25 protein-coding genes are annotated in these 20,600 nt (G+C 62.8%); 10 read left to right on the top strand and 15 right to left on the bottom strand.

Features of this window, described 5'->3' with window-relative positions; all coding sequences use genetic code 11:
* Positions 1-13: 13 nt before the first annotated feature.
* From LPB73_RS09080 to LPB73_RS09050, 7 genes are all read right to left on the bottom strand, one after another.
* Entirely contained in the window at positions 14-1,402 is a 1,389-nt protein-coding gene (locus LPB73_RS09080; protein ID WP_170849819.1) for a patatin-like phospholipase family protein, read from the bottom strand.
* Between the two features lie 199 nt (positions 1,403-1,601).
* A complete protein-coding gene (locus LPB73_RS09075; RefSeq protein WP_231080351.1) occupies positions 1,602-2,699 on the bottom strand; it encodes a sensor histidine kinase in 1,098 nt (365 codons plus the stop codon).
* An 87-nt stretch (positions 2,700-2,786) separates the two neighbouring features.
* The gene (gatA, locus tag LPB73_RS09070) at positions 2,787-4,265 is read right to left on the bottom strand and encodes an Asp-tRNA(Asn)/Glu-tRNA(Gln) amidotransferase subunit GatA (protein ID WP_184517720.1); all 1,479 of its coding nucleotides are present in this window, start codon (positions 4,263-4,265) and stop codon (positions 2,787-2,789) included.
* A complete protein-coding gene (locus tag LPB73_RS09065; RefSeq protein ID WP_089263777.1) occupies positions 4,266-4,499 on the bottom strand; it encodes a hypothetical protein in 234 nt (77 codons plus the stop codon).
* Positions 4,500-4,530: 31 nt separating this feature from the next.
* Positions 4,531-4,818 (bottom strand): Asp-tRNA(Asn)/Glu-tRNA(Gln) amidotransferase subunit GatC, encoded by a 288-nt coding sequence (gene gatC, locus LPB73_RS09060; protein WP_068732434.1) that lies wholly within the window; start codon positions 4,816-4,818, stop codon positions 4,531-4,533.
* 90 nt (positions 4,819-4,908) lie between these two features.
* A complete protein-coding gene (locus LPB73_RS09055) occupies positions 4,909-5,985 on the bottom strand; it encodes an NAD(P)H-dependent flavin oxidoreductase (protein WP_231080350.1) in 1,077 nt (358 codons plus the stop codon).
* 148 nt (positions 5,986-6,133) lie between these two features.
* Positions 6,134-6,358, bottom strand: a complete 225-nt coding sequence (locus LPB73_RS09050) for a hypothetical protein (protein ID WP_231080349.1) — start codon at positions 6,356-6,358, stop codon at positions 6,134-6,136.
* 83 nt (positions 6,359-6,441) lie between these two features.
* On the opposite strand from LPB73_RS09050, the gene LPB73_RS09045 reads away from it, so the two are divergent.
* Genes LPB73_RS09045 through LPB73_RS09035 form a run of 3 tightly spaced genes read left to right on the top strand, consistent with a single transcriptional unit; the run spans position 6,442 to position 8,469 of the window.
* The gene (locus LPB73_RS09045) at positions 6,442-6,999 is read left to right on the top strand and encodes a GNAT family N-acetyltransferase (protein WP_231080348.1); all 558 of its coding nucleotides are present in this window, start codon (positions 6,442-6,444) and stop codon (positions 6,997-6,999) included.
* Positions 7,000-7,046: 47 nt separating this feature from the next.
* A complete protein-coding gene (gene ruvX, locus LPB73_RS09040) occupies positions 7,047-7,538 on the top strand; it encodes a Holliday junction resolvase RuvX (protein ID WP_089263773.1) in 492 nt (163 codons plus the stop codon).
* Between the two features lie 4 nt (positions 7,539-7,542).
* Entirely contained in the window at positions 7,543-8,469 is a 927-nt protein-coding gene (locus LPB73_RS09035) for an AEC family transporter (RefSeq protein WP_231080347.1), read from the top strand.
* A 62-nt stretch (positions 8,470-8,531) separates the two neighbouring features.
* On the opposite strand, the gene LPB73_RS09030 is transcribed toward LPB73_RS09035, so the two are convergent.
* From LPB73_RS09030 to LPB73_RS09020, 3 genes are all read right to left on the bottom strand, one after another.
* Entirely contained in the window at positions 8,532-9,326 is a 795-nt protein-coding gene (locus tag LPB73_RS09030; protein ID WP_231080346.1) for a CPBP family intramembrane glutamic endopeptidase, read from the bottom strand.
* The gene (locus LPB73_RS09025) at positions 9,323-10,969 is read right to left on the bottom strand and encodes an isovaleryl-CoA dehydrogenase (RefSeq protein WP_231080345.1); all 1,647 of its coding nucleotides are present in this window, start codon (positions 10,967-10,969) and stop codon (positions 9,323-9,325) included. The genes LPB73_RS09030 and LPB73_RS09025 overlap by 4 nt, the downstream gene beginning before the upstream one ends.
* 67 nt (positions 10,970-11,036) lie before the next feature.
* Positions 11,037-11,810 (bottom strand): M15 family metallopeptidase, encoded by a 774-nt coding sequence (locus LPB73_RS09020; protein ID WP_231080344.1) that lies wholly within the window; start codon positions 11,808-11,810, stop codon positions 11,037-11,039.
* Between the two features lie 147 nt (positions 11,811-11,957).
* On the opposite strand from LPB73_RS09020, the gene LPB73_RS09015 reads away from it, so the two are divergent.
* The 4 genes from LPB73_RS09015 to LPB73_RS09000 all read left to right on the top strand — a co-directional run bounded on the left by LPB73_RS09015 (position 11,958) and on the right by LPB73_RS09000 (position 15,734).
* A complete protein-coding gene (locus LPB73_RS09015) occupies positions 11,958-12,911 on the top strand; it encodes an aspartate carbamoyltransferase catalytic subunit (protein ID WP_089263769.1) in 954 nt (317 codons plus the stop codon).
* A 5-nt stretch (positions 12,912-12,916) separates the two neighbouring features.
* Positions 12,917-14,218 (top strand): dihydroorotase, encoded by a 1,302-nt coding sequence (locus tag LPB73_RS09010; RefSeq protein WP_089263768.1) that lies wholly within the window; start codon positions 12,917-12,919, stop codon positions 14,216-14,218.
* Between the two features lie 58 nt (positions 14,219-14,276).
* Positions 14,277-14,864, top strand: coding sequence for a glycerol-3-phosphate 1-O-acyltransferase PlsY (gene plsY, locus LPB73_RS09005; RefSeq protein WP_089263767.1), 588 nt, complete (start codon positions 14,277-14,279; stop codon positions 14,862-14,864).
* A gap of 90 nt (positions 14,865-14,954) precedes the next feature.
* Entirely contained in the window at positions 14,955-15,734 is a 780-nt protein-coding gene (locus LPB73_RS09000; protein WP_256461291.1) for an alpha/beta fold hydrolase, read from the top strand.
* Positions 15,735-15,775: 41 nt separating this feature from the next.
* Here LPB73_RS09000 and LPB73_RS08995 read toward each other — a convergent pair whose 3' ends face one another.
* Entirely contained in the window at positions 15,776-16,240 is a 465-nt protein-coding gene (locus tag LPB73_RS08995) for a hypothetical protein (RefSeq protein ID WP_081421847.1), read from the bottom strand.
* A gap of 107 nt (positions 16,241-16,347) precedes the next feature.
* On the opposite strand from LPB73_RS08995, the gene dprA reads away from it, so the two are divergent.
* On the top strand, positions 16,348-17,466 hold the full coding sequence (gene dprA, locus LPB73_RS08990; protein ID WP_231080342.1) for a DNA-processing protein DprA: 1,119 nt from the start codon (positions 16,348-16,350) through the stop codon (positions 17,464-17,466).
* Positions 17,467-17,470: 4 nt separating this feature from the next.
* Here dprA and LPB73_RS08985 read toward each other — a convergent pair whose 3' ends face one another.
* A complete protein-coding gene (locus LPB73_RS08985; RefSeq protein WP_231080341.1) occupies positions 17,471-17,851 on the bottom strand; it encodes a winged helix-turn-helix transcriptional regulator in 381 nt (126 codons plus the stop codon).
* A gap of 97 nt (positions 17,852-17,948) precedes the next feature.
* Here LPB73_RS08985 and LPB73_RS08980 point away from each other — a divergent pair, with 97 nt between their 5' ends.
* Positions 17,949-18,557: an FMN-dependent NADH-azoreductase gene (locus LPB73_RS08980; RefSeq protein ID WP_120292059.1), complete on the top strand. Its 609-nt coding sequence runs from the start codon at positions 17,949-17,951 to the stop codon at positions 18,555-18,557.
* 71 nt (positions 18,558-18,628) lie between these two features.
* On the opposite strand, the gene LPB73_RS08975 is transcribed toward LPB73_RS08980, so the two are convergent.
* Positions 18,629-18,784: a hypothetical protein gene (locus tag LPB73_RS08975; RefSeq protein ID WP_231080340.1), complete on the bottom strand. Its 156-nt coding sequence runs from the start codon at positions 18,782-18,784 to the stop codon at positions 18,629-18,631.
* Positions 18,785-18,933: 149 nt separating this feature from the next.
* A complete protein-coding gene (locus LPB73_RS08970) occupies positions 18,934-19,707 on the bottom strand; it encodes a glucose 1-dehydrogenase (protein ID WP_093761334.1) in 774 nt (257 codons plus the stop codon).
* 125 nt (positions 19,708-19,832) lie between these two features.
* On the opposite strand from LPB73_RS08970, the gene LPB73_RS08965 reads away from it, so the two are divergent.
* Positions 19,833-20,282 carry a winged helix-turn-helix transcriptional regulator gene (locus LPB73_RS08965; protein ID WP_093761332.1) on the top strand — a complete coding sequence of 150 codons (450 nt, stop codon included), beginning with the start codon at positions 19,833-19,835 and terminating at the stop codon, positions 20,280-20,282.
* Here the strand turns inward: LPB73_RS08965 and LPB73_RS08960 are convergent.
* Entirely contained in the window at positions 20,271-20,477 is a 207-nt protein-coding gene (locus tag LPB73_RS08960) for a hypothetical protein (protein ID WP_231080339.1), read from the bottom strand. The genes LPB73_RS08965 and LPB73_RS08960 overlap by 12 nt on opposite strands.
* Positions 20,478-20,600: the final 123 nt, after the last annotated feature.

Below are 20,600 nucleotides of genomic sequence, written 5' to 3'. Positions count from 1 at the left end.
GTTAGGAGGCCGGCTATATTCCCGAAGCGAAAGCCCTGAACACGGAGCTGGCACGCAGCGTCTCGCGACCGGCCAGGATCAAGTCATCGACCTGTCCCTGCGGCAGCTGGAAACGCGTCGGAACGGCTTCGAGCACTGCGGCACGCGCCGGATCTAGCTGATCGAACCCAAGCCGGCCGACGAAGAGCTGCAGATCGGTGCAGCGCCAGCCGGGCCGCGCGCCATAACGGGCACGCTCTGCCGCCGACAAGCCGCAGCGCCACTTGATCAGCGACGATTGCCAGTCCTTCATGGTTCGGTCGAATGCGGTGTAGCTGGAGCCGATGCTCGCATCCATAGTGGTGTCCACCGCAGCCTTGATCAGATCGACGCCTTCAGGCCCTTCCACCGTATTGATCCAGTTGCCGGAGAGACCGACTTTGGAATCCACCACCATGAAGATCCCGCGGCGCAGCCGGACCGCCTGCTGCGGTGTCATCGGGCCATAGGGTGTCTCGGAGGATTCGCGCACGATGGTCAGCGCAGAGACGCCGTAATTGTCGACCAGCCCGCCATCCATCAGCTTGATGTAGGGCACCGCGCCGTCGCGGTAACGCATCACTGCCTTGGAATAGGCACTCAACATCGGCGACGCATTGCGGTTCGCGGCTGCGCGCGCGACCCAAGGCGGCAGCGGCTCGTTGCATGTGCCGGGGAAGGCCTGCACCACGGCCGGCGCAAAGGCGAGCGGCACCGCGGCCGACGCAGCCACTGCGCCCGACAGCGGATACTTGCTGAGATCGCTGCAGATCGCGGCGAAGGCCGTGTTGTCGAACACGAACGGCACGCGGTTATAGATATCCGAGGCGTTGATCCAGACCCGTGGAGAACCGCTATTTCGCAGGCTGCCGAAAGTCGCATTCTGGAACAGGTTGGCGTCGAGCCAACTGGTGAAGCCCTTGGAGTCATTGATGCCACCGCCCAAGGCACGGCCGATAGTACCTAGCGACAACTGTGTCGTCAGTCCGGCCTCGGCATTCTGCAGCAGGAAACGTTCACGGAAGTCCGACAGCGCCGCGCGCTTCTTCAAACCGTAATAGGCAGCCGTGACCGAACCGCCGGAAACGCCGGACAGAAAGTCGATGCGTTCCAGCATGGTGTCGGATGCACCGCGCATGCGGATGCTGCCCAGTTCTTCCAGGACACCGAACGAAAACGCCGCAGCGCGCGTGCCACCGCCTGAGAACGAAAAACCGATCAGCAGGTCGTCCTGCTCGGCAGCATCCTTGAAAACGGCGTCGAGATTGGGATCGAGGGAGGCGCCGGCCAGCGGCACGTTGGCGGGAAGGTTGTAGACCGACGTACAGCCCAGCAGCAGCGCACAGGTCGTGACCACGACACCGATCGAACGCAACGCACTCATCACTTCTCTACCGATCCCACAAGACGGCCGCACCAAACGGCACGGACCGTGTCCGGACGGTCCCCAATCCGGAATCTCAATCAGATATTACCGTAAAGCATTGCAATTCGATGCAAACTGACGATCCGGCACCAATCGCGCCAGCAACGTGGCTAATGAATGGTGAAACAAGGTGCGCGCCAAATGGCGGCGCCAATCCTCAGTTCAGCTGCGTGCCCGGCGCGGCATCAAATACCAGCGTGAACCAGCTGCCCTGCCCGCGAATGCTCTCGGCGTTGAACTTCACGTTCGGCGCATTCTCTTTGAGCGTCTGCAGGATCAGCGCGCCGAGCTTGCGCGGCGACGGCCACTCCTGGCCTTCGCCGAGGCCAACGCCGTCATCGGCGACAACCACCGTGACGTGGCCACCTTCCAGCTTGCAGATCACTTTGATCTGACCACCGGCACGGCCGACGAAGGCGTATTTCAGCGCATTGGTCAGCATCTCGTTGACCAGCAGTCCCGCCGGCATCGCGATATTGATCGACATCGGGCAATAGCCAACCTGCAGATCGAGCGTGATATCCGCCGTCGCGCTTGCAGCCATCACGGCATTAGCGATGTCCGACAGATACTGGCCGAGATCGATCTCGGGCGTCGCATTCTCGTCGGACAGCGTCCGGTACAGTACTGTCAGCGCATCGATCCGGCTCGCCAGCCGGCCGAGCGCAACAGCCTCGCCTTCCACGGCCGAGCGGGCTTCGAGCCGCACCAGCGCGGTGATGAGCTGCAGATTATTCTTCACCCGATGCTGCAGCTCGCGCATCAGCATGTCGCGGTCGCGTATCTGGTTCTCGAATTGCTCAATCTGCGCACGCTCGCGGCCACCGACATCGACGAGCGCGGCGATCCGGAAATTCTCGACGCCGTCGTCACTCTCGATCACCGACGCATAGGCCTGCACGATCACCAGCCGATCGACCGGCACCGACGGACGGAAAACACCGATGAAGTCCTCGCCGTCGCGGATCGCTTCGCCCAGCGTCTGGCTCTGGTTGTCTTCGTTGAGAAAGCCGTCGAGACAGGTCCAGCTCTGGCCTTCGACATCGGCCGGCGCCATTGTCATCAGTTGCTCGAAGGCCTTGTTGATATAGACAACCTGCTGATCGCTGCCCAATCCGCGCGAGATGGCGAGCGCAACGGGAACATGATCCAGCAGATGCTTGTAGCGATCATTCTCGATCGCCTGCGCAAGCTTCGGGGAACCCAGAATCTGATCGACCTGTTGGGAAGGCGGAAGCCCGTCGTCGGTGCTCATGCACGGTCCATGCTCATGGGCAAACCATGGCCAAGTGCACCGCAAAACGCAATGTCAAACGCGCAACACTTCACGCGGATGATGATGTCAGGCCCACCACTTGGGCGGCGTGAAACGCCCCGATGCCTGCTCAATGGTTTCGCCGAGCGAGAACAGCGTCTCCTCATCGAACGGACGGCCGATCAGCTGCAATCCGAGCGGCAATCCCTGCGCATCCTTGCCGGCGGGAACCGCTATACCCGGCAGGCCGGCCATGTTCACCGTCACCGTGAAGATGTCGTTGAGATACATCTCGATCGGATCGGCGCCCCCCTTCTCGCCGATGCCGAAGGCCGCCGACGGCGTCGCCGGCGTCAGGATCGCATGGATGCCCTTGGCAAAGCACTCCTCGAAGTCGCGCTTGATCAGCGTGCGCACCTTCTGCGCGCGCAGATAATAGGCGTCGTAATAGCCGGCGGAGAGCACATAGGTCCCGATCATCACGCGGCGGCGCACTTCCGCGCCAAAGCCTTCAGCGCGGGTATTCTCATACATGTCACTGATGCTGCGGCCGGGCACGCGCAGGCCGTAGCGCACACCGTCATAGCGCGCGAGGTTCGACGAGGCTTCGGCGGGCGCCACGATGTAATAGGCCGGCAGCGCGTATTTAGTGTGCGGCAACGACACGTCGACGAGTTCGGCACCGGCGGCCTTGAGCTGCGCAGCGCCTTCCGACCAAAGCTTTTCGATCTCGGCCGGCATGCCGTCGATGCGATATTCCTTGGGAATGCCGATCTTCATACCCTTCACGGACTTGCCGATCGCCGCCTCGTAGTCCGGCACGTCGCGATCCACGGACGTCGAGTCCTTCGGATCGTAGCCGGCCATCGAGCGCATCAGGATCGCAGTGTCGCGCACGGTGCGCGCAATCGGCCCGGCCTGATCGAGCGAGGACGCGAAAGCGACGGTGCCCCAGCGCGAGCAGCGGCCATAGGTCGGCTTCATGCCGACGATGCCGGCGAAGGCCGCGGGCTGGCGGATCGAACCGCCGGTGTCGGTCGCGGTGGCACCGAGGCACAGACCTGCAGCGACCGCCGATGCCGAACCGCCGGACGAGCCACCGGGCACCAGATTGACGTCGGAGCCGTCGCGCCGCCACGGATTGATCACCGGACCGAAGAACGACGTCTCGTTCGCCGAGCCCATGGCGAATTCGTCGTTATTGAGCTTGCCGAGCATCACGGCACCGTCACGCCATAGCTGTGCGGTCACGGTCGACTCGTAAGGCGGCACGAAATTGCCAAGTATCTTCGAACATGCGGTTGTGCGCACGCCCTTGGTCGCGAACAGATCCTTGATGCCGAGCGGGACGCCGCCAAGCCAGCCGCCCTCGCCCTTGGCGAGTTTCGCGTCGGCCGCCTGCGCCATTGCGCGCGCCTGATCCGGCGTCTCCAGCACATAGGCGTTTAGCACGCGTGCGGCTTCCATCGCCTTGAGATGCGCATCGGTCAGTTCGACTGACGTGAAGGATTTGGTCGCAAGGCCGTCACGCGCCTCGGCGAGTGTCAGCGACGTCAGATCTGTCATCTATTTATTGACCGGGCTGCAAAAGAAGGGAGAGAGCGTCTTGTCGTTTTCAGGTGCATCTTTTTTGAAAGAGCTGCGGCGGAGCTTGTCGTCAGTCTCCTGTGCGGCCTGAACCTTGTCGAGGATGGCATCCATGGCCGCGTCGACGTCCTTGACCTTGCCCTGACGCTCCATCTCGTCGAGGTAGTCCATATAGAGCTGATAGGACTTTTCATCGTCGCAAAGCAGGCACATGGCGGTTTCCGTCCAAACGGTTCTTGCTCGATTACTCGACGACCTTCGGCACCAGGAAGAAGTGATCCTCCGACTCCGGCGCATTCGCCGTCACCGCATCGACGATCTCGCCGTCAGTGACGACATCGGCGCGCTTCTTCATCTCCATCGGCATCACCGAGGTCATCGGCTCGACGCCGTCGACATTCACTTCCTGCAACTGCTCGACAAAGGCCAGCATCGCGTTCAGCTCGCCCTGCAGATGGGGAACTTCAGCGTCAGTAACCGCGATCCGCGCAAGATGCGCGATACGGCGAACAGTGGCTGCATCGACGGACATTATATAGGGCCTCTGGGCGAATTCTGCCCGCCGTATAGCAGACGGAGGTTTCGCGCCGCAACCGGCGGACGCCTCCGCCTTGTTTGGCGCCTAGCCCCGCAATTCAGCCATCCGCGCCAATGCGGCCGCTGCCAGCGACCGTGTCAGCTCTGCCGCAGGCCGTTCGCTGCCCATTCCCACCGACTGTCCGGCCCAGAGATTGGTAAAATCGGTCCGTCCGAGCTTCTCGGTAGCGGCTTTCAGAGGCCCCAGCGCGGTCGCCGAATGCGGGAACGCCGGCGCATCGGGCGATACCGGCCCGACCTCGCGCATCACGCGATTGACGACACCGCGGGCCGGACGGCCGGTCATGACATTGGTGATGACGGTGGAGGCATCCGACGCCCCGGCCAGGGCTGCACGGCCCGGCCCGCTTACCTTCGATTCCGGCGTACGCAGATAGGCGGTGCCGATCTGCACCCCCGCCGCGCCGAGCGCAAAGGCTGCGGCAATTCCACGCCCATCGGCGATACCGCCGGCCGCGATCACCGGCACCTTCACCGCATCCACCACCTGAGGCAGCAGCGCGAACAGGCCGGGCTGCGTGGCGATATCCTCGGTCAGGAACATGCCGCGATGACCGCCGGCCTCCGCCCCCTGCGCAATGACCGCGTCGACGCCGCGCTCTTCGAGCCAGACGGCTTCCTTGACGATGGTCGCCGAGGCGATGACCCGACAGCCGGCTGCCTTGATGCGCTTCAAGAGCGCCGGGGCCGGCAGGCCGAAGTGAAAGCTGACCACTTCGGGCTTCAGCTCTTCCACCAGCGCACACATCGCCTCATCGAACGGCGCACGGTTGGCCGCATTGATGTCTGCATTCGGATCGAGCCCCAGTTCGGTGTAATAGGACGACAGCCGCTTGCGCCAGTTGGCCTCGCGTGCCGGATCGGCGTCCACCGCCGTATGGCAGAAGTAATTCATGTTGACCGGCGCGGAGACGCGCTGGCGCACGATATTGATCTGCTCACGGGCTTTCTCCGGCGAGATCATTGCGCACGGCAACGAGGCCAGCGCGCCGCCCTCCGCTGCGCCGATCATGATGTCGGCATCCTGCACACCTGCCATTGGCGCCTGCACGATGGGAAATTCGGTGCCGAAAAGGTCGATCAGTCGGCGGTCGGGCCACATGGGGGATCTCCGGATTCTTGCGACAATCTTGCGGCAATGCCTCTGAATCCAGCGGCAAAGCAGTGACGATCTTGAGACAAACGTGAGGAAATGGCACGCGCATCATTGCCGAGCCTTGCTCAGGCTAACACGGCCGCACCCGCGTGAGCTATGCGGTTGCGCGGGGGATGAGCATCCACTTGCGCAGCGCAACGCCAGCCCAGATCGCCTCAACCAGCCCGAACGGCCAGGCGCCCTGCAGAAATCCATAGAGCGATCCGAGCCCGCAGGCGCCGGCAAAGGCCAGCGTGAACCACGAACTGCGTGCCTCCAGCGCGTAGCAGACCAGCATAGCGCTGACGGCGAACAGTCCAAACAGGCTGAGAGCGTCCATAGATCGAGCTCGTGACGTAAGACGCAGAAACGCGGGAACGATGCTACCTTGCCGCAAATCACCACCGATGTGAAACGCGACCGATGACCGCTGCCATTCCCGAACTCACCACGCCCAGGCTAATCCTGCGCCCACTCGTGCTGGCTGACTCCGATGCCGTGCAAAGGCTTTTCCCGCGAATAGAGGTGGTGCGTTTCCTGGCCAGCCGCGTGCCATGGCCCTACCCGGCTGACGGCGCCTTCACTTTCCTGCGCGATGTCGTGCTGCCAGGCATGGAGCGCGGCACCGAATGGCACTGGTCGATCCGCCTGAAGAGCGCACCGGAGCAACTGATCGGCATGATCAATGTCAGGGACAGCGGCGACGACAACCGCGGCTTCTGGCTCGATCCCGCCTGGCACGGACAAGGCCTGATGACCGAGGCCAGCGACGCCGTGACCGATTACTGGTTCGACACCCTGCAGCGGCCCGTGTTGCGCGTCATCAAGGCCATCGCCAACACCGCTTCGCGCCGGATTTCGGAAACGTCCGGCATGCGCGTGATTGCCGCCGAGGATCGCGACTACGTCTCCGGCCGTTGGCCCTCGGAAATCTGGGAAATGACCGCCGAGGAATGGCGCAGCCGCCGTCCACCCCGATAATTGCGGCGCAGCGTTTGATCTGATGGCTCCGCGTGTTATGCGGGACCATGCCTGCAGTCATCCTTCCCCTCGTCGAAGCCGCCGCACATCTGCCCGCCCGCGGCGCACTGATCGGTCTCGATCTCGGCACCAAGACCATTGGTGTCGCGGTGTCCGATCCCGATCGCCGTCTCGCCACCGGCATCGAGACTGTCGAGCGAACTGCCTTCAAGGCCGATGCCGCACGCCTGATCAAGCTTGCCGCTGAGCGAAATATCTGCGGCTTCGTCCTTGGTCTTCCCATCAATATGGACGGCAGCGAGGGACCGCGCGCGCAATCGACCCGCGCCTTCGCGCGCAACTTCTCGAAACTGACGGAATTGCCGATCGCCTTCTGGGACGAGCGGCTCTCCACATCTGCGGTCGAGCGCGAACTGATCGCCAATGATGTCAGCCGCGCCAAGCGCGCCAAGGTCATCGACGAACATGCCGCGATCTTTATTCTTCAGGGCGCGCTAGATCGCCTCGCCGCCTTGCTGCGCACGCCGGATATTCGCTGACCCCATGCTGACGGTATTTGCCGCTCTCGTCCCGGTCTTCCTGCTCATCGTGCTCGGCTACGCGCTGCGGCGCCTGCTGCTGAAACAGAACATCGAATGGGTCGGGCTGGAACAGCTCGTCTATTATGTCCTGTTCCCCGCCCTGCTCATCGACACACTGGCGCGCGCCAATCTGGCGTCGGTGCCCATCGCAGGTGTCGGCGGTGCCTTGTTGCTCTCCGTCATCCTGATGTCTGCGCTATGTCTGGCGCTGCGTCCGTTGCTGGCGCGGGCCATCGGCCTCGATGGGCCGGCATTTACTTCACTATTTCAGGGCGCCACGCGTTGGCAGACCTTCGTGGCACTATCGGTCGCCGGCAATCTGTGGGGCGATCTCGGCATCACACTGGCCTCCGTCGCCATGGTAGCGATGATCCCGCTGCTGAATATTCTGGCGGTCTGGGTGCTGGCGCATTACGCCTCACCGCAGCGGATGGCGTGGCCGGCGCTGCTGCTGACCATCGCCAAGAACCCGCTGATCTGGGCCTGCGTGATCGGCCTCGTGATCAACCTCGCCGGATTGCCCGTGCCGCGCCCCGCACACGAATTCCTCGATGCCCTCGGACGCTGCTCTCTGGCGATGGGTCTGCTCATTGTCGGCGCGGGCCTTCAACTCGAAGGCCTGCACAGACCCGGCATGGCTGCAGCACTGACGGTCGTCTTGAAACTCGCCGTGATGCCGCTGATTGCCATGGGCCTCGGCATCGCCTTCGGCCTGTCCGGCGCCAACCTCGCGGTGGTCGTCTGCTGCGCGTCGGTGCCGTCGGCATCGAACGGCTATATTCTGGCGCGGCAGATGGGCGGCGACGCGCCCCTCCTGGCGCAAATCCTGACCATTCAAACCACGCTGGCGGTCCTGACCATGCCTGTATTCATCGCGCTGGCGGAATAGGTTTTTCTTTTTTTGAGCATGATCTTGCCCGAAAACCGGTTCCCACTTTTCGGGATCATGCTCTAGGGCGATATCACACCGTTCGCGATGAGCAGCGTCTGAACAGTCGCCGCCAGATTGTTGAGACCGTGCAGAAAAATCGTCAGCCATGTCGAGTGGCTGCGATAGCGCATATAGCCGAACAGCAGGCCGATGGTGAAAATCTCGACGAAGAAGAACCAATCGTATTGCAGATGCATCGCCGTCCAGACCAGCGATGACGCCACGATGGCGCCAAACGGCCGCAAGAACGATTCCGACCAGCCGCGATAGAGGAAGCCTCGCGCGAAGAACTCTTCGGTCATCGGCGCGCCGACGCAGAACGCGATCACGAGCAGCCACAGCGCGCCGTCGGCGCGGGCCGACTTCAACACTTCCAGCATGAAAGTCGGCGCGGAGTCGCGCCCCATGCCTTTTGCGACCAGCTCCCAGGCGCCCACCAGCGCGATCAGCGCCACCGTGCCGATGACATAGTTTTTCCAGGACGTGCCGCGTAGCCCCAGATAGTCCGCAAAGGATTGCCGCGCCATGCGCGTCGCCAGCCACAGCGCCAGACACACGGCCGGAAGCCCCATGAGAACGGACGCGGCGATGGTCGTACCGCTGCTCATCGCCTTGATCAGCAGCGTCGCATCGAGTGGCGCATCCTTGATCAGGAGGTAATAGGCGACGACGGTCAACTGACCGACGAACATCGCTGCAAAAGCGAACAGCCCCCAGAGGCTGGTGCCCCAGAATTTCCAGACACGCGGCGGCTTTGTCGCGGGTGGCAGATCCGAGGGTGCGACGGGAGCGATCGGCGTCTCCAGTGCACTCACTGCGGCAACGCCCGCTCGAGCAGTCCCCGACCCTGAGCTTCGGTCAATTCAGCGGTGCCGTAGATCGTACTGCGCGCACCATCGAGGCGTGTCCGCGCAAACAGTTCGGCATGGGGCGGATGCACCATGTTCAGTGCGGCGCAGGCCGCTAGCAATGCCAGCGATTCCACCGCCTGCCGCGCAACACGCTCGCTGTCGGGCCGCAGCAAGGTGCGGATGATGAAGGCAGCGGCTTCGGCCGCGCCGGGCAGTCCGCGCGTCTCCAGCATCAGATCCTGCAGCACCGCGGTCGATGCGTCGCCTTCGCGCGACAGCGCCCGCAGCACATCGAGACACATCACGTTGCCAGAGCCTTCCCAGATCGCATTGACCGGCGCCTCGCGATAATGCCGCGCCAGAATGCCCTCCTCGACATAGCCGTTGCCGCCCATGCATTCCATGGCCTCATAGAGGAAGCCCGGTGCCGATTTGCAGACCCAGTACTTCACCACCGGCGTGAGGAAACGCATATACGCCGCCTCGGACGTATCTTCCGGCGCCAGATCGAAGGCGCGACACAGTCGCATCACCAGCGCCGTTGAGGCCTCGACATGTAGGGCCATGTCGGCGAGCACGCTTTGCATCATCGGCTGATCGGCAAGATGCTTCTGGAACACGCTGCGATGCCTGGCGTGATTCAGCGCATGAGCGAGGCCCGAGCGCATCAAACCGGCGGATGCTGTGGCGCAATCCTGCCGGGTCAGCTGCACCATCTGGATGATGGTGCGGATGCCCTTACCCTCCTCGCCGACGCGCAGTGCATAGGCATCGTTGAACTCGACTTCCGACGACGCATTGGAGCGATTGCCGAGCTTGTCCTTCAGACGCTGGAAATTCAGCGCATTGAGCGAACCATCCGGCCGGAACCGCGGCATGAAGAAACAGCTCAATCCGTCCTCGGCTTGCGCCAGCACCAGAAACGCGTCGCACATCGGTGCCGACATGAACCATTTGTGGCCGCTGATCCGATACGCATCGCCGTCGCGCACGGCGCGCGTCATGTTACTGCGCACATCCGTGCCGCCCTGCCGCTCGGTCATGCCCATGCCCAGCGTCATGCCACGCTTGGCCGACCATGGCGCAAAGCTCGGATCGTAATCGCGGCTGGCAATGACCGGCATCACCTGCGCCAGCACATCCGGCTGCATCGCCAATGCCCCCACGGCAGCGCGCGTCATGGTGATCGGGCACAGATGTCCGGTCTCGACCTGCGCCGCTATATAGAATTTTGCGGCGCGCGCCACTTCGGACGCGCCGCGTGCGGACTTGCCGTCACGCGTCCATGTCGAATTGTGAATTCCCGCTGCAATGCTCTGTGCCATCAGCTCGTGATAGGCCGGATGAAACTCGACCTCATCACGCCGATTGCCGCGCGCATCGAAAGTCCGCAGCTTCGGCGTATTCTCGTTGGCCAGCCGCGCGCGTTGTGCCATCTCGGCCGATCCCCAGAGCTGACCGAATTCGGCGTGGTCGACATAGGCGAACGACCCCTCATTCATCGCAACCGCTTCCACGAGCGGCCGGTCCAGCTCGAACAGATTGACGTCCTCGAATGGGAGCGACTGGTTGAGCACCGCATGAATGGCAGAGGTGGCGTCGGTCATGAATCAGTTCCGGCTGAAGGCGATATTGCGAATCATTTTACGCCGGATCGGCCGGGATTTCACGGGGCTATCTTGCCTGCCGCGCAATCGGGAAATCGTAGGCGCGCGCGCCCGCGCCGGGCAGCGAGAAGTGCCACCATTCCTTGGAATAATTCACAAAGCCCTGCCTGCCCATCGCAGTCACCAGGAGATCGCGCCAGCGCCGCTGCGCGGGTGAAATCGCGCGCGATCCGGTATGGGCCTTGGCATCGGAGCAATCGTAACCCGTGCCCATATCGACGCTGCCCTCGGGCGCGCGCTGTGCTTCCGGCGCGATGCAGCTTGCATAGGCCTTGTTCGGATCGAATGCCGGCGACGCAGGCGCATGCAGATCGACCAGCGTCAGATCGAGCGCCGCGCCGGTGGAGTGGCCCGAGCGCTCGGCGATGTAGCCGAGCCTGAACAGATCCACCTTGCTGAAGGCAGGATTATAACGCTTCTGCGCCGGCGTCTCGTTGCCATCGCGCGCCCACGCCACCATGTCGCGCGACGCCCGCCGCGGCCGATAGCAATCCAGCATTTTCAGCGACAGGTTTTGCGCCATCAACTCGCGCTGCACCTTCTGCAGAGCGAGGCCGACCGGGCGCTTCACCACGCATTCCGCGCTATCATAGCCGCTGAGTTTGCGGCCGACGAAATTGTTGACGCCGGCATAGCGGATGTCCTGCCGGATCGAGGGATCGATATCGCGCAGGAACACGAAATCGTCAGGCAGATTTTGCGCATGTGCGGCTACAGCGCCGAGGGCCAGAAAAAGCCCCGCCGAAACCGTCGCGAACACCTGGTTTAGAGCATGTCTCATGACGGGTTCCGGAGCTCCAACAAGGCGATTCTGCAGGGATTTGGCCTCATGATCTTTACCCTGCCAGCGGACAGACCGGGGGATAACCCGGAACCGGGCGAATCGCGCTTGCTCCGCTTTTCAACTCTGCCTATAGCTTTCGTTTTAATGACCCAAGCCACGAAATCCTCTTTCGTCCTCGGACACCGGCATTTGCTGGGCATCGAGGGCCTTTCCGCCGCGGATATCACCGGCCTCCTCGACCTGTCCGAGGAATATGTCGAGCTGAACCGCCAGGTCGACAAAAAGCGTTCCTCGCTGCGCGGTCGCACCCAGATCAATCTGTTTTTTGAGAATTCGACGCGCACCCAGTCGTCGTTCGAACTGGCCGGCAAGCGGCTCGGCGCCGACGTCATGAATATGTCGGTGTCATCGTCCTCGATCAAGAAGGGCGAGACGCTGATCGACACCGCGATGACGCTGAACGCGATGCATCCGGACATTCTCGTGATGCGCCATCATGCCTCCGGCGCGGTCGAACTGCTGGCGCGCAAGGTCGACGGCTCCGTCATCAATGCCGGCGACGGCGCCCATGAACATCCGACGCAAGCCCTGCTCGACGCATTGACCATCCGTCGCAACAAGGGCCGCCTCGAAGGTCTCGTGATCGCGATCTGCGGCGACGTACTGCATTCGCGGGTCGCGCGTTCCAACATTCTCTTGCTCAATACCATGGGTGCACGCGTCCGTGTGGTCGCGCCCTCCACGCTGCTGCCGCCGGGCATCGAGCGCATGGGTGTCGAGGTCGCGCGCGACATGCGCGAAGGCCTCAACGGCGCGGACATCGTCATGATGCTGCGGCTGCAGCGCGAGCGCATGAACGGCTCCTTCGTGCCTTCGTCCGCCGAATACTTCCAATATTTCGGCCTCGATCAGAAGAAGCTCGCTTACGCCAAGCCCGATGCGCTGGTGATGCATCCCGGCCCGATGAACCGCGGCGTCGAGATCGACTCCCTCGTCGCGGACGGCGCGCAGTCGCTGATCCGCGAACAGGTCGAGATGGGCGTAGCGGTCCGCATGGCCGTGCTCGAAGCGCTCGCGCGCAACCTGCCGAACGCGTGATGCCCATGCTGACAGATCGCCGCCCTATCCTCCTCGCCAATGCGCACCTGATCGATCCATCCAGCGATCTCGACGGCGTCGGTGACGTCCTGATCGCCGACGGCGTGATCCGCGATGCCCGCCGTGGCATCGGCGCGGCCGGTGTGCCTGAAGGCACCGACATCATCAATTGCGTCGGCAAGGTCGTGGCCCCCGGCCTCGTCGACATGCGCGCTTTCGTCGGCGAACCCGGCGCCAGCCACCGCGAGACTTTCGCCTCCGCCAGCCGTGCAGCCGCAGCCGGCGGCATCACCACCATCATCTGCCAGCCGGACACCTCGCCGACCATCGACAATTCTGCCACCGTCGATTTCGTGCTGCGGCGCGCCCGCGACACCGCCATCGTCAACATCCATCCGATGGCCGCCCTGACCAAGGGTCTCGAAGGCCACGAGATGACCGAGATCGGGCTGCTGAAAGCGGCCGGCGCCGTCGCTTTCACAGATGCCGACAAGAGCATCACCAACGCGCAAATCATGCGCCGTGCGCTGACCTATGCGCGCGATTTCGACGCGCTGATCGTGCATTACACCGAGGATCCCGACCTCGTCGGCGAAGGCGTGATGAATGAAGGCGAGCGCGCGTCACGGCTCGGCCTGATGGGCATTCCCAATGCCGCCGAAGCCATCATGCTGGAGCGCGACATGCGTCTCGTCGCCCTCACCGGCGGGCGCTACCATGCGGCCTCACTGACCTGCATCGAATCCATCGAGATCCTGAAGCGTGCCCGCGACGCCGGCTTGCGTGTCAGCGCCTCCGCGTCGATCAATCACCTGACGCTGAACGAAAACGATATCGGGCCCTATCGCTCCTATCTCAAATTGTCGCCGCCGCTCCGCACCGAAGAGAACCGCCGTGCGCTGGTCGAGGCCGTCGCGTCAGGATTGATCGACGTCATCATGTCCGATCACAATCCGCAGGACGTCGAAACCAAGCGCCTGCCATTCGCCGAAGCCGCGCCGGGTGCCATCGGCCTCGAAACAATGCTGTCGGCGGGATTGCGGCTGATCCACAATGGCGAGCTCACCTTCACCCAGTTGATCCGTGCGATGTCGACACGCCCGGCCGAACTGCTCGGCCTGCCGGGGGGCACGCTACGCCCCGGCGCTGTCGCCGACATCATCGTCATTGACGCCGACGTACCGTGGGTGCTGGATCCCGCGGACCTGAAATCGCAATGCAAGAATACACCATTCGACGAAGCCCGCTTCACGGGGCGCGTCGCACGCACTATTGTCGGCGGACGCACTGTTTACGAGCACGTCTGACGCGATAAGCGCGTCTGAGAGCACGAAAGTGCGAAGCGCGTCTTAGAATAGAGGTCCAATGATCGTTCTCTACATATTCGCCGCCGCGCTCGGTTATTTCCTCGGCTCGGTTCCGTTCGGGCTAGTGCTGACCAAGCTCGCCGGCACGCAGGACATCCGCACCATCGGCTCGGGCAATATCGGCGCCACCAACGTGCTGCGCACCGGCCGCAAGGGCCTCGCAGCGGCGACGCTGCTGCTTGACGCCCTCAAGGGCACCGTCGCCGTGATCATCGCCGGCAGCGTCGGTGGTCCAATCCCGGCCATGATCGCCGGTCTCTTCGCGTTCCTGGGCCACCTCTTCCCGGTCTGGCTCGGCTTCAAGGGCGGCAAGGGTGTCGCCGTCTATATCGGCATCATGTTCGGCCTGTACTGGCCGGCCGCCATCGTGTTCTGCCTCGCCTGGCTCGCCTGCGCTTTCACCTCGCGCTACTCGTCATTCTCGGCCCTGACCGCCAGTGCCATCACGCCGATCTTCCTGTGGTGGGCCAAGGCGCCACAGCTCGCCGTGCTGGCCACCGCGCTGACGCTCCTGCTGTGGTTCATGCACCGCGAGAACATCAAGCGACTGCTGAACGGCACCGAAGGCAAGATCGGCGCGAAGTAGTAGTTGCGGCATTAAAACATCAGAATCCACGGCCAAGATCTCCCGGCGCGGCGACACTTCCCACCAAACAGGTCTGCAAAGGCTCCACGCGTGCTTCATCTGCACAGATCAAGCAGGCCGAACCTACCCGCTGTCGTATTCCTGCACGCAATCGGAACCAGCGGCTGGATGTGGCAGGAGCAGATCGCGCAATTGACGGACTTCGATTGTCTCGTCCCCGATCTGCCGGGCCATGGGCAGAGCCATGCCGTCAGGTGGCGCTCATTCGAGCAGACCGCCGATCTCGTCGCGGAGATCATCCGCAAAAATGTACCGTCGGGGCGCGCGCATGTCGTCGGTCTCTCGCTCGGCGCCTATGTCGGGCTGACGCTTCTGGCGCGGCATCCCAGTGTCGTCGAGCGGGCCGTGTTGACCGGGATCAACGTGTTGCCGCTCCCCAACAGATGGCTGATCGACGCCGCCGCCTATGCGATTGCGCCGCTGATCAAAACCCGGCTGTTTGCGCGCCTCAACGCGCGGACACTGAACATTCCAGCGGATCGGTTCGAGGCCTATCGCCAATCGCTTCAGCCGTTGTCTATCCAAGACTTCATCGGAGCAAGCCACGACGCCAGCGCGTTTTCACTTCCCGCGAACGCGGCAGCAATTCAAACGCCGACGCTGCTCGTCGCGGGCGAACACGAACACCCCTTGATCCTCGCTTCAATGGCGCGGCTGCGTCAGGTGCTGCCGAATTCGCAGGCGCGGCTGGCCAAGGGCGTCGGCCATGCCTGGAATGGCGAACGACCTGACCTGTTCGCCGCCACCGTCAAGGCATGGTGCGCGCAGCGCGAACTTCCCGACGAACTAATGAATTTGACGATCCGGTAGCCGAAGAAACAAGCGGCATTCTGATCGCGCCGCACGGGACATTAAAACACCCGCGCGCCCTGCTTCGCGTCGAGATCGAACTCCCAGATCTCGACGCCGCGGCTGATCAGGTGGCCGTTGTTCTTGATATAGTGCGAGATCAGACTCACCTTCGAATGTGGGTGAAGATGTTTGAGCACGAACAAAATCTTCCGATAGTCGCGCGGCGCCGCACCGAACAGCAGCATGGCTTCGTTCATGCCGCGGATCTTGGCGCTCGGCCGATTGCCGGACACTGTCCAGGTGTAGGACTTGCACTCCACCAGGATGCGCGGGCTGGCGCTGCCAAGATCGAAGCGCTTGTTCTTCTGTAGCCGGTGGCCGACGGGTACGACGAAATTGCGCGCAAGCTGCACGCCCTCGGAATGAAAGAAGATCTGCGCCGCTTCCTCGAACTCACGCCCAACGGCGGCGTTGCTCGATGCACCGATCCGCTGGAAGTTGTTCACGTCCCAAAGCATTGCCATCACTGAACACAAGCCATCAGGGCTCACCCTACTCTCGCACCTTAAGTGCGAATGTCAATTGAATGCATCCTTAAGTTGATAGACACTCTCCACCGGGGGAGCATGGCTTGGACAGCATCTCACAGGGCAGCACACAGCTCACGGACGCCCAGCGGCTCGACTGGTTGCGGCTGATCCGCAGCGACAATGTGGGGCCGCGTACTTTTCGATCGCTGATCAACCATTTCGGCAGCGCACGCGCCGCGCTGGAGCGACTGCCCGATCTGGCGCGCCGCGGCGGTGCGACCCGCGCCGGCCGGATCTGCAGCGCTGACGATGCCCAGCGTGAACTCGACCTCGGACGCAAGATCGGCACCACGCTCGTTGCACCTAGCGAGCCCGGCTATCCGCCGCGCCTGGCGGGGATCGACGATGCACCGCCGCTTCTCGGCACACGCGGAAAAGTGGACACGCTGATGCGGCCGATGATCGCCATCGTCGGCTCACGCAATGCGTCCGGTGCAGGACTGAAATTCGCGGAGAGATTGGCGCGCGATCTCGGCGATGCCGGTTTCGTGATCGTGTCGGGCCTCGCACGCGGCATCGATCAGGCCGCGCATCGCGCCAGTCTGAATGGCGGCACCGTGGCTGTGCTGGCTGGCGGTCATGACAAGATCTATCCGCCCGAACATGAGGACCTGCTGTTCGCCCTGCTGGACAACGGCGGCGCGATTTCGGAGATGCCGCTCGGCCATGTCCCGCGCGCCCGCGATTTTCCCCGCCGCAACCGCCTGATCTCGGGCGCCGCACTCGGCGTCGTGGTCATCGAAGCGGCGCATCGCTCGGGCTCGCTGATCACGGCGCGGATGGCTGCCGAACAGGGCCGCGAAGTGTTTGCCGTGCCGGGCTCGCCGCTCGATCCCCGCGCCGCCGGCACCAACGACCTCATCAAGCAAGGCGCGGCGCTGGTCACCGAAGCATCCGACGTCATCAATGCGGTCGCGCCGATCATGGAGCGGCCGATCGAATTGCCGAGCCGTGAACCTGATGATGTCACGTCATTCGATGAACCAGACAGCAGCGACCGCGCACGCGTGATCGCATTGCTCGGTCCAAGCCCGGTCGGCATCGACGACCTCATCCGCCTCGCCGGCACGTCGGCCGCCACCGTCCGCATCGTGCTGCTGGAGCTCGAGCTTGCCGGACGGCTGGAGCGCCATGGCGGCGGGCTGGTGTCGATGATCTGAGGACTCAGTCTTCCGAATTGCGCCCGTCGAAGTTTTTTCGTGCGGTGTCGATATCGGGCAGATGTTGCTGCGCCCATTCGCCGAGCTTTATGACCGGATCGCTCAGGCCTCGGCCGAGATCCGTGAGTTCATAGTCTACACGCGGGGGCACAGTCGGAAACACGGTACGCGTCACTAGACCGTCGCGTTCGAGCCCGCGCAGCGTGAGAGTCAGCATCCGCTGCGAGATGCCTCCGATCATGCGCTTCAATTCGTTGAAGCGCCGCGGGCCGTCCCTGAGCAGCATGATCACCAGCACGCTCCATTTGTCGCCGACCCGCGCCAGCACCGAGGCGACGCCGCGACAGTCGCTCTCCTGATGCGGAATCGCCGGCAAAGCAGGCACCTTTTTGTGCTCGGGTTTCAAAATTGTGCCTTCTTGTGCGGTTTCAGCCAGTCACTCATGTAGCGTCAGTTACAAACCTATACCATGAGGTGACCACATGAAACTGCTCCATATCGATTCCAGCGTGCTCGGGCCCCACTCCGTCAGCCGGCAGGTTTCCGCCGCCATTACCGACCGGCTGGCCAAGGCCAATCCTGGCCTTGAGACCACCTATCGCGATCTCACCACCACGCCGCTGGCGCATCTGTCCGGCTCCCATCTCGCCGTCGCGCAGGGCGCAGCGCCCGATGCGGCGCTTCAGCCCGATCTCGCCGCCGGTAGTGCCGTGCTGGAGGAGTTTCTTGCTGCCGATATCGTGGTGATCGGCGCACCAATGTACAACTTCACCATTCCGAGCCAGCTCAAGGCGTGGATTGATCGCATCCTCGTCGCCGGCAAGACATTCAAATACGGCGACAAGGGTGCCGAAGGCCTCGCGGGCAGCAAGCGCGTCATCGTCGCCATTTCACGCGGCGGCTTCTACGGCGCGGACATGCCCACGGCTGCCGGCGAACATCTCGAAACCTATCTGCGCTGGGTGTTCGGCTTCATCGGCGTCACCAATCTCGAATTCATCGCCGCCGACGGCATCATGATGGGACCGGAGCTACGCGAGAAAGCCGTTGCCGGTGCCTTGCAGGCAGCGACAGATCTGCACGCAGCTTAACCCAACACTCCCATAGCGAGCTTGAACCGGCCTGCCGGTTCAAGCGGCCTTGCTCGTCGGGAAGCGAGACCTCAGAACCACTCACCCGGCACATATTTATCGAGCAACAAAACGCTCAACGAGATCAACAGGCCGATTGCGCTAAACAGTGCGACCGTAGCGAGTGGGTGACTTTCGGTACGTGCAGAAACGACCGCAGGTTCGGAGATGCGCGCGACTTTGGTCATGTGGCCTCCTGTGCGTCGCTCCAGCCCGCTTCGAATGTCTGACCGGTAGCCACAATGGTTCAGCGCATCCAACATTATCTTCAAGAGATACCGACGTACCTCGAACACATTCGAGAGACGCCGGCACTCTTGTACTGTTTGATCAGCGATCAGCCACGAAACGCCGGCGCGCCGGCTGGCGACGACGTGACGCCGCCATCGACAAAGATCTCCGCCCCCTGCACGTTCGACGAATCGTCGGATGCCAGAAACAGCACCGTCTTGGCGACCTCTTCAGGCTTGCCGAAGCGGCCGAGCGGAATGGTCTGCGAAATCCTGGCTTCCAGCGCCACCTTGGCTTCCGGCGTCGGCGCGGTGCGATCCCAGATCGGTGTCGTCGTGCCACCGGGCGAGACGACATTGACGCGGATGTTGCGCGGCGACAGCTCGGACGCCATCACGCGGGCCATCGCGCGCACGCCGGCCTTGCTCGCCGCATAGGCGGCATAGCCGGGATTTCCGAGCACGGAGATCACCGAACCGTTGAGAATGATCGACGCGCCATCGTTGAGATGCGCGACGGCTGCCTGCACGGTGAAGAATACCGCGGTGATGTTGGTCTTCAAGACGGACTCGAACACATCGAGCGCGGTGCCACCCACTGGCGTGTGCGCGCTGATGCCTGCATTGGCGAATACGATGTCGAGCTTGCCGAATTTCTCGACAGCTTTGGCCACGGCATTCTCGGTGGCAGCAATGTCAGTCGCATCAGCCACGATGCCGATCGCATTCGGGCCGAGTTCGGCCACCGCCGCGTCGAGCCTCGCCTTGTCGCGACCAGTGATGGCCACCTTGGCGCCCTCAGCGACGAAGAGCTTCGCCGTGGTCAGTCCGATACCGCTATTGCCGCCCGTGATGAGCGCCGTCTTGTTCGCCAAACGCATGGTGATCTCCTGATGATCAAGTGGTTGCTTTTTAAAACCACATTGCCATTTAGGGCGGATGGTTTCATAATGCAACCACATGTCCGCTAATCACTGCATTCTTTTTCCCGCCACTGGAAAGTCGCATGGCCAAACGCACCAGTCTCAAGGACTCCACCTGCCCGGTCGCCCGATCCATGGAGGTGATCGGCGACTGCTGGACGATGATGATCATCCGCGACGCCATGCTGGGCGCGCGCCGCTTCGGCGAATTCCAGAAGAGTCTCGGACTGGCGAAGAACATTCTCGCCGTCAGGCTGAAAGCCCTCGTGGAGGACGGCATCCTGAAACTGGAGCCGGCAGCCGACGGCAGCGCCTATCAGGACTATGTCCTGACCCCGAAAGGCCAGGCGGTTCATCCAATCATGGTGGCGCTGCGCCAGTGGGGCGAGGATTATGCGTTCAAGCCCGGCGAACCGACGACCATCATGGTCGATCGCAAGAGTGGCAAGCAGATCAAGAAGCTGGAACTGCATGCGGCCGACGGCAGGCTGCTCGGCTATGGCGACACTACGATTGTGCCCTCAACGGCCTGAGGGCTTGCGCAGTCCTTGCAGCCGCAGGATCTCCTCGGTTTCGAGATGCGCCATATCGAGCAAGTAAGCGAGCATGTCGTGGCGATGGCGGCGCGCCATCCGCGACAGATCGCGGACCGCACTCTTTATATAAAGAGTCGCCTCCTCGGGCCCGCCATCGCCCTGCGCCTGATCGTCCGGAATGGGCGGTGTCATAGGCATTCCCTACCCGGGCAGTCCGGGCGAAATCAGCACCAAAGAAGCATCAAATTATACCCCCAATGGTTGCATTTTACAACCATTGGTAAGTTATTGGGAACCAACAGACGCGGCCATCAA

Source organism: Tardiphaga sp. 37S4 (assembly GCF_021044645.1).
In the GTDB taxonomy this organism is placed as follows: Bacteria; Pseudomonadota; Alphaproteobacteria; order Rhizobiales; family Xanthobacteraceae; genus Tardiphaga; species Tardiphaga robiniae.
This window is presented reverse-complemented; position numbering and strand designations above follow the sequence as displayed.